11 protein-coding genes are annotated in these 13,208 nt (G+C 69.0%); 5 read left to right on the top strand and 6 right to left on the bottom strand.

Annotated elements, in window-relative coordinates; all coding sequences use genetic code 11:
* Positions 1-79: 79 nt before the first annotated feature.
* From GA0070561_RS15290 to GA0070561_RS15300, 3 genes are read left to right on the top strand one after another with little or no spacing between them, the layout of a single operon-like run.
* Positions 80-877 carry an ABC transporter ATP-binding protein gene (locus tag GA0070561_RS15290; protein WP_091400987.1) on the top strand — a complete coding sequence of 266 codons (798 nt, stop codon included), beginning with the start codon at positions 80-82 and terminating at the stop codon, positions 875-877.
* A complete protein-coding gene (locus GA0070561_RS15295; protein ID WP_091400990.1) occupies positions 874-1,635 on the top strand; it encodes an ABC transporter permease in 762 nt (253 codons plus the stop codon). Before GA0070561_RS15290 ends, GA0070561_RS15295 begins: the two co-directional genes overlap by 4 nt.
* Before the next feature lie 46 nt (positions 1,636-1,681).
* A complete protein-coding gene (locus GA0070561_RS15300) occupies positions 1,682-2,461 on the top strand; it encodes a MerR family transcriptional regulator (protein WP_091400993.1) in 780 nt (259 codons plus the stop codon).
* A 36-nt stretch (positions 2,462-2,497) separates the two neighbouring features.
* Here GA0070561_RS15300 and GA0070561_RS15305 read toward each other — a convergent pair whose 3' ends face one another.
* Positions 2,498-3,094, bottom strand: coding sequence for a VanZ family protein (locus GA0070561_RS15305; RefSeq protein WP_091400995.1), 597 nt, complete (start codon positions 3,092-3,094; stop codon positions 2,498-2,500).
* A gap of 299 nt (positions 3,095-3,393) precedes the next feature.
* On the bottom strand, positions 3,394-4,869 hold the full coding sequence (locus GA0070561_RS15310) for an arabinofuranosidase catalytic domain-containing protein (protein ID WP_208603773.1): 1,476 nt from the start codon (positions 4,867-4,869) through the stop codon (positions 3,394-3,396).
* Positions 4,870-5,074: 205 nt separating this feature from the next.
* Here GA0070561_RS15310 and GA0070561_RS15315 point away from each other — a divergent pair, with 205 nt between their 5' ends.
* A complete protein-coding gene (locus tag GA0070561_RS15315; protein WP_091401000.1) occupies positions 5,075-6,088 on the top strand; it encodes a LacI family DNA-binding transcriptional regulator in 1,014 nt (337 codons plus the stop codon).
* A gap of 10 nt (positions 6,089-6,098) precedes the next feature.
* On the opposite strand, the gene GA0070561_RS15320 is transcribed toward GA0070561_RS15315, so the two are convergent.
* The 4 genes from GA0070561_RS15320 to GA0070561_RS15335 form a co-directional block, all read right to left on the bottom strand.
* Entirely contained in the window at positions 6,099-7,811 is a 1,713-nt protein-coding gene (locus tag GA0070561_RS15320; RefSeq protein WP_091401002.1) for an amylo-alpha-1,6-glucosidase, read from the bottom strand.
* Between the two features lie 56 nt (positions 7,812-7,867).
* The gene (locus tag GA0070561_RS15325) at positions 7,868-8,692 is read right to left on the bottom strand and encodes a carbohydrate ABC transporter permease (RefSeq protein ID WP_091401005.1); all 825 of its coding nucleotides are present in this window, start codon (positions 8,690-8,692) and stop codon (positions 7,868-7,870) included.
* Positions 8,689-9,528 carry a carbohydrate ABC transporter permease gene (locus GA0070561_RS15330; RefSeq protein ID WP_244166244.1) on the bottom strand — a complete coding sequence of 280 codons (840 nt, stop codon included), beginning with the start codon at positions 9,526-9,528 and terminating at the stop codon, positions 8,689-8,691. Before GA0070561_RS15330 ends, GA0070561_RS15325 begins: the two co-directional genes overlap by 4 nt.
* A 147-nt stretch (positions 9,529-9,675) precedes the next feature.
* Positions 9,676-10,914 (bottom strand): sugar ABC transporter substrate-binding protein, encoded by a 1,239-nt coding sequence (locus GA0070561_RS15335; protein ID WP_091401010.1) that lies wholly within the window; start codon positions 10,912-10,914, stop codon positions 9,676-9,678.
* Positions 10,915-11,212: 298 nt separating this feature from the next.
* On the opposite strand from GA0070561_RS15335, the gene GA0070561_RS15340 reads away from it, so the two are divergent.
* Entirely contained in the window at positions 11,213-13,048 is a 1,836-nt protein-coding gene (locus GA0070561_RS15340; RefSeq protein WP_091401013.1) for an RICIN domain-containing protein, read from the top strand.
* Positions 13,049-13,208: the final 160 nt, after the last annotated feature.

The following is a 13,208-nucleotide window of genomic DNA, read 5'->3' on the forward strand; positions in this document are numbered from 1 at the left end:
TGAAGAGTCAGGGTCGCGCACGCGTCGCCGAGCCGGTCGGCTTGACCTTGACGCTGCGTCAACCCTCCATGCTGCCGCCATGAGCAATTCGCACACAACAGCTCAGGCCGAGCAACCCGCGATCCACGTGCACGGCCTGGAGAAGTCGTTCAAGCAGCTGAAGGTGCTGCGCGGCGTCGACATCGACGTCGCGCGGGGCAGCATCTTCGCCCTGCTCGGCTCCAACGGTGCCGGCAAGACCACAGTGGTGAGGATCCTGGCCACGCTCCTCAGGGCCGACGGCGGGACGGCCCGGGTCGCCGGCTTCGACGTGGCGACCCAGGCCGCCGACGTACGGCAGTCGATCAGTCTCACCGGGCAGTTCGCGGCGGCCGACGAGATCCTCACCGGGCGGGAGAACCTCGTCCTGGTCGCCCGGCTGCGGCACCTCAAGGAGCCCGGTGCGATCGCGGACGACCTGCTGAGGCGCTTCTCGCTGACCGAGGCGGGCGCCCGGAGGGTGCGGACGTACTCCGGCGGCATGCGTCGCCGTCTCGACATCGCGATGAGCCTGATCGGGGACCCGCCGGTCATCTTCCTCGACGAGCCGACGACCGGGCTGGACCCGGAGGCGCGCATCGAGGTGTGGCAGGCGATCAGGGAACTCGCCCGTGGCGGCACGACGGTGCTGCTCACCACCCAGTACCTCGACGAGGCCGAACAACTCGCCGACCGGATCGCGATCCTCCACGAGGGACGGATCATCGTGAACGGCACCCTCGACGAGCTCAAGCAACTCCTGCCACCCGCCGAGATCGAGTACGTCGAGAAGCAGCCGACCCTCGAGGACGTCTTCCTCACCCTCGTTGGCGCCAAGACCGAGAAGGAACAACGATGAGCAAGCACTTCCTCGGCGACACGACAGTTCTGCTGGGACGCTCACTGCGCCACATCGCCCGCAGCCCGGACACCATCATCACGACCGCCGTCATGCCGATCGCCTTCATGCTGCTGTTCGTCTACGTCTTCGGCGGAGCGATCGAGACCGGCTCCGACTCGTACGTGAACTATCTGCTCCCCGGCATCCTGCTCATCACGATCGCCTCGGGCATCTCGTACACCGCCTTCCGGCTCTTCCTGGACATGCAGGGCGGCATCTTCGAACGGTTCCAGTCCATGCCGATCGCACGATCCTCGGTGCTCTGGGCGCACGTGCTGACCTCGCTGGTCGCCAACCTGGTCTCGTTGGTCGTCGTCGTCCTCGTCGCCCTGCTCATGGGCTTCCGCACCGGCACGAGCGTGCTGGGGTGGCTCGCCGTCGCTGGCATCCTGGTGCTGTTCACCCTGGCGCTGACCTGGATCGCCATCATCCCCGGCCTCACCGCTCAGTCCGTGGACGGCGCGAGCGCCTTCTCGTACCCCCTGGTCTTCCTGCCGTTCGTCAGCTCGGCCTTCGTGCCCACCGCGTCGATGCCCGGCCCGGTGCGCGCCTTCGCCGAGCACCAGCCGGTCACCGCCATCGTCAACGCGATCCGGGACCTCTTCGCGCAGAAGCCGGTCGGATCGGGCATCTGGACCGCCCTCGCCTGGTGCGTCGGCATCCTCGTAGTGGCCTACCTCTTCGCCAACCTGACCTACCGCCGCAAGATCTCCTGAGCTGGATCCGAGTGGGGCCGAGCGTCTCGAGGGGCAGGATCAGGGCATGCTGACGATCAGTCAACTCGCGGCGTACGCCGGCGTCACGGTGCGGGCGGTACGGCACTACCACCAGATCGGTCTGCTGCCGGAGCCCGAGCGGGACGCCTCGGGCTATCGGCGGTACAGCGCGGGGGCGGTGGTGTCCCTCATCAGGATCCGGATTCTCGCCAACGCCGGCGTGCCGCTGTCCCAGATTGGTCAGATGCTGGAGGCCGACGCGTCGACCTTCGCGGCCGCGATCGAGGAGATCGACAGGCAACTGGACGACGAGATCGCACGGCTGGAGGCCAGCCGGAAGCAGATCGCGCAACTCGCGGCCGGGGATCGGCTGGCGCTCGCACCAGAGGTGATCACCTACCTTGACCGGCTCCGGGACATCGGCGTCTCCGAGCGGGTGATTGCGGGTGAGCGGGACAGCTGGATCCTGATGTCGGCTCGCTGGCCCGATCGCGTCCGCGAATGGATGCCCGGCAAGATCGCGCAGCTCGACGACCCGCAGCTCATACGGCTTTACCGGATCCTGTCGGAGATCTTCGAGAGCGACACCAGCGACGACGCGCGTCTGGTGGAGGCCGCCGACATCTTGGCCAGCCTCGCCGAGCAGGCATACCGCTCTGGCGAGATCGACCTCGGTGAGGTGGCGCGGGACGATCTGCCGTTCGACCTGCTGGACGCGCTGGCCGTCGAGGCGGACCCGCGGGTGCAGCGACTGCTGGATCTGATGCGCGAGCGTGGCTGGGATGGTCTGGCGCGGCTGGAGCGGTTGGCAGAGCCGCCCACCTGATCGACTGTCAGCTCTGTTGGTAGTTGACCGCGGCGCTCAGCGTCCCACTGCCGGGGCCGGCTGAGGTCGACGATCCGTGGACGTGTCGGGTGTGTCGCGCCACCAGCGGCGGGACACCAGCGCCGCCAGCCCGGCGCCGGCGGCGTTGAGCAGGACGTCGTCCACCGACGACACCCGGTCCAGCCGCAGGACGTACTGCGCGGTCTCGACCAGGACCGAGCAGCCGGCCGCGAGGACCAGGATCCGCGGCACCGATGCCAGCGCCGGGAACCGCAGCGGCACGAAGAACCCCAGGGCCGCGAAGACCAGCAGGTTGCCGACGACCTGGACCGTCGCCGTCAGCGGCCCTCCGTCGGAGAAGATCGTGAGCAGGTCGCGCAGCGGCACCACTGTCACCCGGCCGGAGACGGCGCCGGCCTGTTCACCCGGCAACATGATCATCCATACCCACGGCACGGTGCCGTAGACGATGCCGACGTCGGCCAGCGACGTCCGCCACGCCGACGTGGTACCGGCGGCACGTCGGCGGCGCGCCAGGGCCCACACCGCCAGCGCGGCCAACGGCAGGACGACCACCGTGATGAGGACGACGCCGTTGAACGTACCGAGCCAGCCGTGCCAACCCCTGACCATGCGACCCCCGCCATTCGCCCGGCCCCGAACCTACCCGGCGTGGGTAGTGGGCAGTCGCCCGTTCGTGGCACCCGCACGTCAGGCACACACGCCGGCGACCGTCGGTCATCTTCGTCAGGGCGGATGCGGTTTGAGCGGTATACCTCAGAGGCATATTTATACCTCTGAGGTATACCGCTCCTCGGCAGATCGACAAGGCAGGCCAGCCGAGCGCAGGGCGCGGGCCGCCAGGTAACTCACGGTCGTGCCGCCCCCGGCGGCGCTGTTGGGGCGGCACGACCACTCGATCGTGCGGTCGGTCAGCTGCGGGTGGACCACCGCTGGTTGGTGCCGCCGTTGCAGGCCCAGAGGATGAGCTTGGTGCCGTTGGCGGTGGCGGCGCCGTTGGCGTCGAGGCAGAGCCCGGCCTGGACGCCGGTGATGGTGCCGTTGGAGTTGAGGTTCCACTGTTGGTTGGTGCCGCCGTGGCAGTCCCAGATGATGGCCTGGGTGCCGTTGGTGGTGCCCTGGCCGGAGGCGTCGAGGCACTTGTTGCCGTACACCTGGAGTTGTTTGCCGGCCGTGTAGGTCCAGCGCTGCGCGGTGTTGCCGGTGCAGTCCCAGAGTTGCACCTGGGTGCCGTTGGTGGTGCTGCCGTTCGGTACGTCGATGCAGCGGCTGGACTGGGCGCCCACGACCTGGACGTTCTGTTGCGGGTTGCCGCCGCCGGCCGGCGCGTAGGCGGCGGCGTTGATGTTGGCCTGGACGGCGTTCTCGGTGGCCGCCGTCGGGTAGCCGGAGGTCAACACACCCTCGAAGAACGTGCCGCGACCGGTGATGCTGTTGTCGCCGCCGATGCCGAGCAGGATGGCGCCTTCCTTCTTCATCGGGTGGTAGCCGTTGGGGCGCGGCCCGTCGAAGTAGGTCGTCAGGCCGCCCGCCTGGGCGTTGCCGCCCCGGATCGCCCAGTGGTTCGGCTCGCCCTTGACCATGGCGGTGACGAAGCGGTGGTTGATCGACGCGATGTTGTTGTAGCCCGCGTTGACTCCGGAGAACAACCCCCACTCCAGGTCGGCCATGATCCAGGGGCCGGCTCCCGCCCCGTAGCCCCACTGCTTGTTGGCGCCGAAGTAGACGGTCTCCATGATGGCGCGTTCGTCGGCGAGGTTGTTGGTCTGCGCGTTGCCGTAGTCGAAGCAGCACCACTGGTTGTAGTGCGTGCCGTCGACGACCGCGTAGATGCCCTCGGGCTGGTCGCCGGTCGCGACACCGTTGGTGTTGTTGTTGCGGTAGCCGGTGCCGGGGGCGATGTAGACGCCGTACGCCTTCTGGCCGCCGACGGTGACCGGTGCCGCCTTCGCGTCGGCGAGGTTGTCGAACCCGCCGGGAGCGGGGCCGACGAAGTAGCCGGGGGGCGCCTGGGTGAGGCGGTTGTTGCGGCCGGACTGGTCGTAGATGATCGTGATGACGCAGGTGGTGTTGGCGCAGAACGTGTCCTGGGTGGCGGCGTTGGCGTAGCCGCCCTCGCTGAGCACACCGACGTCGCGGGTGGTGTTGTCCGACGATCGTCGGACCTGGTAGAGCGGGCCGTTGTACGCGCCGTACAGCGCGCGGGTGGTGCTGTGGGCGGCCACGCACGGGGTGCCGCCGGAGGCGTAGATGTCACACGGACCCGTGCCGGCGGCGTGGGCGACGCCCGGCGCGTCCGAGACCACATAGGCGCCAGCGCCGACGACGAGGACGAACAGGGTCCCGGCGGCGGCCATCAGGCGGCCCAGTTTTCTCTCCACTTTCATCGGATCCTTCCGGGTGCGTGGTGGGGGTGGGGTGCGGCGATGGAATTGACGTAACACGTCATACCTGTGACATTAATGCTCGTCCATCTATTAGCGCTAGTTGGCACGCGTTGGTCATCGATCGATGAGCCTGAGGACAGATATGCTGGTCGGCGGAGCAAGGTGCGTCCCCGTGTCGGGGCAAAAATCGATTCGAGGGCGATTGATGAACATCGGGGAAATCGCTCGCCGGGCGGGGGTGTCCCGCAGCACCGTCTCCTACGTGCTCAGCGGAAAACGCAGCGTGTCGGAGGCGACCCGGCAACGGATCCAGTCGGTCATCGACGAGCTGGACTACCGGCCGAACGCCAGCGCCCGTGCTCTCAAGGAGGGGCGCACCCGCACCCTCGGGCTGGTCATCCCGCCCGCGAGCCAGCGGTTGACCGACATGCAGCTGGGCTTCGTCGCCAGCGTCGTCGAGGCCGCCGCCCGCCACGACCTCGACGTGCTGCTGTCCCCCTCCGGTGGCGACCATGACCGGTCGTTCGAGCGGATCGTCACCGGGCGTCGGGTGGACGGCGTGGTCCTCATGGAGATCCGGTTGGCGGACGACCGGGTGACCCGGCTGACCAAGGCCGGCCTGCCGTTCGTCACCATCGGCCGGACCGCCGAGCCGCACGGGATGAGCTGGATCGACATCGACTACGCCGGGCTGATCGCCCGGTGCGTGCAGCACCTGGCCGACCTGGGGCACCGGCACGTGGCACTCGTGAACCGGTCCGCCGAGTTGGTGGCCGCCGGCTACGGCCCCAGCCATCGCGCGCTGACCGGCTTTCGTGCGGCGGCGGCGGAGCGGGGGTTGACCGGCGTGGAGGTGTGCAGCGGCGACGACACCGCCTCCGGCGAGGCGTGTATGGAGCAACTGCTCGCGACGCACCCGGAGGTCACGGCGGTGGCCACCATCAACGAGGCCGCACTGCCCGGAATGCAGCGTGCGTTGACCGGCGCCGGGCTGTCCGTGCCACGCGACTTCTCCGTCACCGGAGTCGCCGCGCAGCACTGGGCGGAGGATTTCCGCCCGCCGCTGACCGCGGCCGACGTGCCGATGGTCGAGATGGGGGCCGAGGCGGTGTCGCTGCTTCTGGAGATCATCGCGGCTCCCGGCGCCGTGCCCCGACACCGCCTGTACAGCCCGCCCATCTCGTTGCGTTCCAGCACCGGCCCGGTCCGGGGCCGCTGATCCGACAGGGCTACCCGCCCCTGACCCGCCGTTCCTCCTGGGCGGCGGCGAGGATGAGATAGCTGCTGGCGGTCCAGGTGTAGGCGCGGTCCCGTAGCCCGGTGCCGGTCTCGGCGTCGAAGTTCTCCGCGAAGCCGGACTTCTCGCACAGGGCGAGGAACCGCCGGCTGATGTCGTCGGCGATCCTGGTCTGCCCGGCCCGGCGCAGGCCGTCCTCGACCAGGACGGTGGAGGGCGCCCAGATCGGGCCACGCCAGTAGCCGTCGGCGAGGTAGTGAGCCGAGTCCGTCGGCTCGGTGGCCAGCCCGTGCGTGGTCAGGTGGGTTTCGACGCCGCGCGCCAGCGCGGCGGCGACCGGGGCCGGCAGGTCGGCCCCGAGCGCAACGGGCATCAGGTCGAGCAGGCTGCGGCTGGCTCGCCGGTGCCCGGTGTGGGGGTCCCGGGCGCAGAAGCGTTCGCCGTCCCACAGGTCGCGCAGCATGGCCCGATGGATCCGGTCGGCCTCCCGGGACCAGCGGGTGGTGGGCTCACCCAGCTCGGTGGCGAGGTCGGCGAGGCAGCGAAGCTGCGAGACCAGGAACGCGGCGAGGTCAGCCGTCTCGAGGACCCGGTTCTCGTCGAAGGTGGTGGCGTTGTCCCAGCCGCTGTCGTTGCCGTGCTGGTAGTGCGGCAGGTCGTGGCCGGGAGCGCGCCGCGCGTCGAGCCAGAACCCGGTCCAGCGGGCGAGCCGGTCGTACGTCTGCGCCAGCGCCGCCCGGTCCGGCGGCTGGGGAAGGCGCCGGCGCAGGTGCCGGAGGGCCCAGCCGTGGATGGGGGGCTTGACGTAGTTGTGCAGGACCTCCGAGTGGGTGACCGAGTCGGGGAGGGCGCCGGCCTCGTCCTGGTGGTCGAAGGGCAACTGGAACTGGTGCCAGGCCAGCTCCGGCTCGCCGGCCGCCAGGGCGATCGCGTTGAAGCAGTGGTCCCAGCTCCACACCTTGTCCATCCAGTGCTTGGACATCAGGACGGCCGGCCGGGTGACGAAGCCCGCCGGGGCGACAGTGGCCGACCACAGGACGTACGCGGCCAGCTCGGCGGCCGGGGTCTCCGGGCCGCGCCAGGGCGCGATCGCGTCGACGAAGGCGGTGAACTCCGCGAACCGGTCGCGGCACAACTGCTCGAAGGCGACTGCTGCGGCGTACGGGCGGCGGGCGGTGGCGTACTCCTCGATCGCGATCTCCCAGGGCTGGTCGCCGGGAAGGTCCAGCGACCGGTCGGCGGTGCCGAGCGCCTGCGCGCCGTCGGTCCGCAGCAGAGCGCCGGAGAGCACCGTGACGCGGTAGCGGCGACCGGTCTCGTACGAGGTGAACACGTGTGATCCGTCGACCGGATCGGCGTACAGGTAGGTCCCGCTGAACGGGGTGAGGGTGTGCGCGGCAGCGGCCACCCGCAGGCCGAGCCGGTGGCCCCGGATCCGCAGGGTGTCCGGCCCGTCGTAGACGGCCTCGATCCGGTCGGCCCCGTTGCGCCAGGTCAGCAGTGCGGGCGTGGCGACGACGGTGGTGCCGGCGACCGTGGGGGTGAGCCGCAGTACGGGGTGCAGCCCGGTCTGGTGGGAGACCAGGTGCAGGTCGTCGGCGTACGTCTTCTCGGCTACCACCGGGGAGACGTTGAACCAGGATCCGCGGTAGCTGAAGGGGATGTCCTGGATTCCGAACTCCGGACCGGACGGGGCGGCGGTCATGGGTGGCGGGTGCCTTTCTGTGGTGCGGTTGGTCAGTCCTCGACCGCCGCGGATGGTCAGTCCTTGACGGCGCCGGCGGTCACGCCCATCGAGACGTACCGCTGGGCCAGGATCAGCAGCACGGCGGCGGGGATCGAAGCGACGACGGCGGTGGCCATGATCGCGTTCCACTGCTGGTTGTTGTTGCCGATGTAGTGGTAGATGCCGAGGGTGATCGGCTGGTGGTCGCCGCCGCCGGCCAGGGTGGAGGCGAAGATGAAGTCCGACCAGGACCACAGGAACGCGAAGAGCGACACCGTGACGATCGAGTTGCGGCTGACCGGCAGGACGACCGACCAGAAGGTGCGCAGCCGACCGGCGCCGTCGACCACGGCGGCCTGGAGCAGCTCGTCGGGGATGCCGGACATGAAGGCCGTGAAGATCAGGACAGCGAACGGCACCGCGAGTGTCGTGTCGGCCAGGATCAGGCCGGGCAGCGTGTTGAGGACGCCGAGGGTGAGGTAGATGGCGTAGAAGCCCATCGCCATGATGATCCCCGGGATCATCTGCGCGATCAGCAGCAGGAAGCTCAGCGCCGGGCCGCCCGGTGGCCGGAGCTTCGCCAGGGCGTAACCGGCGGGGGCCGCCAGCGCCACGGTCAGTGCCACCGTGCCGAGGCCGACCAGGAAGCTGGTGCCGAGGTACGGCAGCTGCTGGTCGAGCACCGCCCGGTAGCCGTCCAGGGTGCCGTTGGTGGGGAACAGGTGCGGGGGACTGGCCCGCATGTCCTGGTCCCGGGTGACTGACACATTGATCATCCAGTAGACGGGGAAGAGCATCAGCCCGGTCAGCACCAGGCCGACGCCGGTCTTCCACCAGGCCCGAGGCGTCGAGGTGGTCATCGCAGCTGCTGCCTCCGCTCGATCCGGATGTAGACGAGGCCGGCGATCAGGGCCAGCACGATGAGCAGGTTCCCGATGGCCGCTCCCGGGCCGAACTCGGGCAGCAGGTTGCCGAAGCCGAGCCGGTACGACCAGGTGGCGAGCGTTGCCGAGGAGCCGGTCGGGCCGCCCTTCGTCATGATCCAGATGATGTCGAAGACCTTCAGCGTGTAGATCAGCCCCAGCAGCAGCGTGATCAGGGAGACGGGACGCAGCAAGGGGAAGGTGATCCCCCAGAACCGTTGCCACCCGGTCGCGCCGTCGAGCGCGGACGCCTCGTACATCTCGGTCGGGATCGCCTGTAGGCCGCTGTAGAGCACCACCAGGTTGAACGGGATGCCGATCCAGACGTTCGCGATGATCACCGAGGTGAGTGACCAGCCCGGCGAGGTGAGCCAGTTGACCGGGTCGATCCCGACGACGCCGAGCGCCGCGTTGACCAGCCCCGAGTCGCTGTTGAGTAGCCACGACCAGGTCGACGCCGAGACGATCAGTGGCAGCAGCCACGGTACGAGGATCAGCGCCCGCAGCGTGCGCGACAGCGGGAAGTGCTGGTGGAAGAAGAGGGCCAGGGCCATCCCGATGGTGAACTGGAAGGCGAGCGAGGCCGCTGTGAAGACCACTGTGTGCGTCAGCGTCGGCCCGAATGCCAGGTCGGTCAGGACCATCTGGTAGTTGTCGAGGCCGGCGAAGGGCGCCCCGCCCTGCACGAACGAGCGGACGGTGTACTCCCGCAGGCTCAACTCGACGTTGCGGTAGAGCGGGTAGGCATAGAAGGCAGCCAGGTAGATGGTCACGGGTGCCAGGAATCCCCACGCCCACCATCGGCTGGGCCGGCGGGCACGGGACGGGGGAGGCCCGGGTGGGGCGGCGCTCGCCGCCCCACCCGGGTCCCGTACGGCGGTGGTCTCTGTCGTGGAGGGCATGGTGTCGGTTCGGATCGCTTACCTGGTCGCGGCGGCGGTCTGCGCGGCGGCCAGTGCCTCCTGTGGCGACTTTCCGCCGCTGAGGGCCGACTGCACCGCGGTCCACAGCGCTTCGGAGATCTTCGGGTACTTCGTGCCGAGGTCGTCACCGGTGCGGCCCTTGGCCGCCCGGACCGCCTCCACCCAGACCTTGAGCTTGGGGTCCGCGGTGGCCTGTCGCTCCTGTACGGCGGCGACGGGCGCGACGTAGGAGAGCGTGGTGTCCGTGGTGAGGAGGTTGTCGGCGTTGGTCAGGCAGGTGACGAGCTTCTGTGACGTCTCGTACCGGCCGGTCTTCTTCTGCACCGGAATGGAGACGAACTCACCGCCGGTGGGCGCCGGGGCCGGGCCGCCCGCGCTGGCCGGGATCGCGATCGTGCCGTACGAGAAGCCGAGCTTCTCCGCGTTGGCCAGTTGCCAGGTGCCGTTCTCGGCGAACGCGTAGTCGCCGGTGGCGAACTCCTGCCAGCTCGTGGTCTGGGTGTTGTTGATGACGGAGTTCGGGGCAAGGCCCTGCTTGAGCCAGTCGGTCCAGAGCGTCAGCGCGGACACCGCCTGCGGCGAGTCCAGACTGGTCAGTTGGGCACCCGATCCCCAGAACCAGGGCAGGAACTGGAAGCTGCCCTCCTCGGTGCCGATCGCGGAGAAGGTGACGCCCTTCTTCCCCTTGGCCTTGACCTTGGTCAGTGCCGCGGTCAGTGAGGTCCAGTCCTTGACGGCGGCGGGATCGACTCCGGCGGCGGTGAGCAGATCCTTGTTGTAGTAGAGGGCGAGGGTGTTCGCCCCGATCGGCACCCCGTAGGTCTTGCCGTCGCTCTGGCCGGCGCCGAGCAGGTTCTTCTCCATGGCCGAGACGTCCAGCTTGTTGTCGTCGGTGGTGGTGAGCGCACCGGCTTCGGCCAGAGTTGAGATGACCGGGTTGTCCACGATCAGCACGTCCGGCGAGTTTCCCTGCTGGGCGGCGAGCAGCGCCTTGTTGGTCAGGTCGGTGGTGTCGTAGCCGGTCCGCTCGACAGTCACCCCCGCGGAGGTGCCGCACTTCTTGAGCAGCGCGACCCACTCGGAGTCGTCGGCGAACTGCGGATACGGGTCCCAGACGAGGTAGGCGCCACCGTCGGCGGGGCCGTCGGCGGACGACGAGCAGGCGCTGCCCGTCACTGCGGCGAGAGCTATCACGGCGACGGCGGCCAGGCGCCGCCGACGACTGAGTCCGGTCATGTGGTGCCTCACTTCAAATCGATCGTCAGGTGGGGTGTGTCGGTTGATCGTCGCGGTTGGACCAGTCCAACCATGAGGCGAATCGATTCGACGAATCGGTTCGCCCGAAGATAGGTCTGGCCATACCCGGGGGTCAAGGGTCAGTTGGCCGAGCCGGGAGGACCGCTGGGCAACACAGGCGTCACCGCGCCGTCACTTCATTGACATGGTTCAGTTCCCGGTCCTACGATCCGTGCGAATCGATTCGCAAGTGCTGCCCTCCGGAGAGCGTCCCCCGCGCCCCACCAAGGAGCCGCCCGTGAAAACCCCGTCCCGCAGCAGGTCAGGACGAGCCCGCGTGTTCGTGGCCCGACTCGTCGTCGGCCTGCTCGCCGCCGCTGCCGCCGTCACCGTCGTCCCGTCCCCCGCCCAGGCCGCCGACGAGTCGATCAGCGTCAACTTCGCCACCACCAACGGTGCGCCGACCTACCGCGCCTCCGGCTGGATCTACGGCATGACCGAGAACGCCAGCGGTCCGGCCGACCACTTCTACCGGGACGTCAAGTTCCAGTACATGCGCGCCGGCGGCGCGCAGCTCCCTGGCAGTGGCTGGGTCGGCGGAACCTACGACCGTCGCTGGAACTCCACAGTCGCCCAGGCGCGTCGGACCACCGCCCTCGGCGGGAAGTTCATCATCCTGCCGCACGACCTCTGGGGTGCCGACGGCGCCGGAATCTCCCGCTTCCCCGGTGACAACGGCAACTGGACCGACTACGACAACTTCCTGACCCGCCTGATCAACGACGTCCGGGCGTCCGGCCTGTCGGTGCAGTGGGACATCTGGAACGAACCCAACATCACCATCTTCTGGAACCGGCCGATCTCCCAGTACCTCGAACTGTGGCGGCGGACCTACCAGCGCATCCGGACGGAGTTCCCCAGCCAGCTCATCGTCGGGCCGAGCTGCGCCTGCGTACCGTCGACCAACCACGCCTTCTGGAACCAGTACCTGGACTTCGTCCGCTCGACCAACACGGTGCCGGACATCATCAGTTGGCACTCGCTGCCCGGTGACCCGGTCGCGAACGTCGCCGCCGCCAACGCCACCCTCGACCCGCGCGGCATCGCCCACCCGCGTCCGTACCAGATCAACGAGTACGGCGCCCCCGACGAGCAGAACCCGGCCGACGGCGCCTGGTACATCGCGCGCCTGGAGCGGGCCCGGGCCGACGGCCTGCGGGCGAACTGGGCCAGCGGCGGCAGCCTGCACAACGACCTCGGCAACCTGTTGATCCGTAACTCGGCCGGTCAGCACCAGCCCAAGGGGGAGTGGTGGAACTACCGCTACTACGCCTCCCAGGTCGGGGAGATCGTCGCGGTGACCCCCAGCCAGTCGTACGACGCGTACGCCACGAAGGCTGCCGGGGTGGCGAAGGTGCTGGTCGGCGGTGGTCGTACCACCGGGAACCTGACCGTCAACCTGCAGCGCCTGGACACCACCAGCGGCATCGTGCAGAACAACCAGGTCCGGGTCCTCACCCAACGCATCCCGCACAACGGTGGCGGTGCCGTGGCGGGGCCGGTCACGGTCTCGAACAGCGTGGTCGGGGTGTCCAACAACAACGCCTCGGTGACCCTGCCGTACACCAACCAGAACGACACGTACACCGTCACGCTGCTGCCCCCCTCGGACGGTGGCTTCCAGTCGGTGGCGGTGGCCCAACACTCCCAGCAGTGCCTGAACAACGCCGGCCTGAGCACCGCCGACGGCAACGTCCAACAGCAGAACTACTGCGACGGCGGTGACCAGCAGCTCTGGAACTTCCGCCCGGTCGCCGGGGTGGCCAACACCTACACGGTGGTCAACCAGCAGAGCGGCAAGTGCCTCGACGTCAGCGGCGTCTCCACCGCCGACGGCGCGGCCGTGCACCAGTGGACCTGCCTGAACAGCCTCAACCAGCAGTTCACGCTGCGCAAGGTGACCTACTCGGGCAACGACTCGCACGACTACCAACTCGTCGCCCGGCACAGTGGCAAGTGCGTCGATGTCAACGCGGTCTCCACGGCGGCCGGCGCGCTGGTGCACCAGTGGACCTGCCGGGCGGTCAACCAGGGCAGCCCGTTGAACCAGACGTGGCGGCTCCTGGGGCGGTAGGCGTCCCGGGGGAGGTGGTGCGCTGGCGGTCCGCCCAACGGCCAGCGCGCCGCCCCGCTACTGCATTCATTGACATGAATTAAACAAAGGTCATACGATTCGCTGCGAATCGATTCGCCATCGCCACCACCCCCGTGCGCGTCGACACCCCCACCGCGCT

The sequence above is a fragment of the Micromonospora saelicesensis genome, from assembly GCF_900091575.1.
Classification (GTDB): domain Bacteria; phylum Actinomycetota; class Actinomycetes; order Mycobacteriales; family Micromonosporaceae; genus Micromonospora; species Micromonospora saelicesensis.

What these genes read in the sequence shown, in the direction of transcription:
- GA0070561_RS15310 (WP_208603773.1), bottom strand. Translation starts at nt 4,869, where the DNA reads ATGAAAGTGGAGAGAAAACTGGGCCGCCTGATGGCCGCCGCCGGGACC.
- GA0070561_RS15325 (WP_091401005.1), bottom strand. Translation starts at nt 8,692, where the DNA reads ATGACCACCTCGACGCCTCGGGCCTGGTGGAAGACCGGCGTCGGCCTG.
- GA0070561_RS15290 (WP_091400987.1), top strand. Translation starts at nt 80, where the DNA reads ATGAGCAATTCGCACACAACAGCTCAGGCCGAGCAACCCGCGATCCAC.
- GA0070561_RS15315 (WP_091401000.1), top strand. Translation starts at nt 5,075, where the DNA reads ATGAACATCGGGGAAATCGCTCGCCGGGCGGGGGTGTCCCGCAGCACC.
- GA0070561_RS15305 (WP_091400995.1), bottom strand. Translation starts at nt 3,094, where the DNA reads ATGGTCAGGGGTTGGCACGGCTGGCTCGGTACGTTCAACGGCGTCGTC.
- GA0070561_RS15335 (WP_091401010.1), bottom strand. Translation starts at nt 10,914, where the DNA reads ATGACCGGACTCAGTCGTCGGCGGCGCCTGGCCGCCGTCGCCGTGATA.
- GA0070561_RS15295 (WP_091400990.1), top strand. Translation starts at nt 874, where the DNA reads ATGAGCAAGCACTTCCTCGGCGACACGACAGTTCTGCTGGGACGCTCA.
- GA0070561_RS15300 (WP_091400993.1), top strand. Translation starts at nt 1,682, where the DNA reads ATGCTGACGATCAGTCAACTCGCGGCGTACGCCGGCGTCACGGTGCGG.
- GA0070561_RS15320 (WP_091401002.1), bottom strand. Translation starts at nt 7,811, where the DNA reads ATGACCGCCGCCCCGTCCGGTCCGGAGTTCGGAATCCAGGACATCCCC.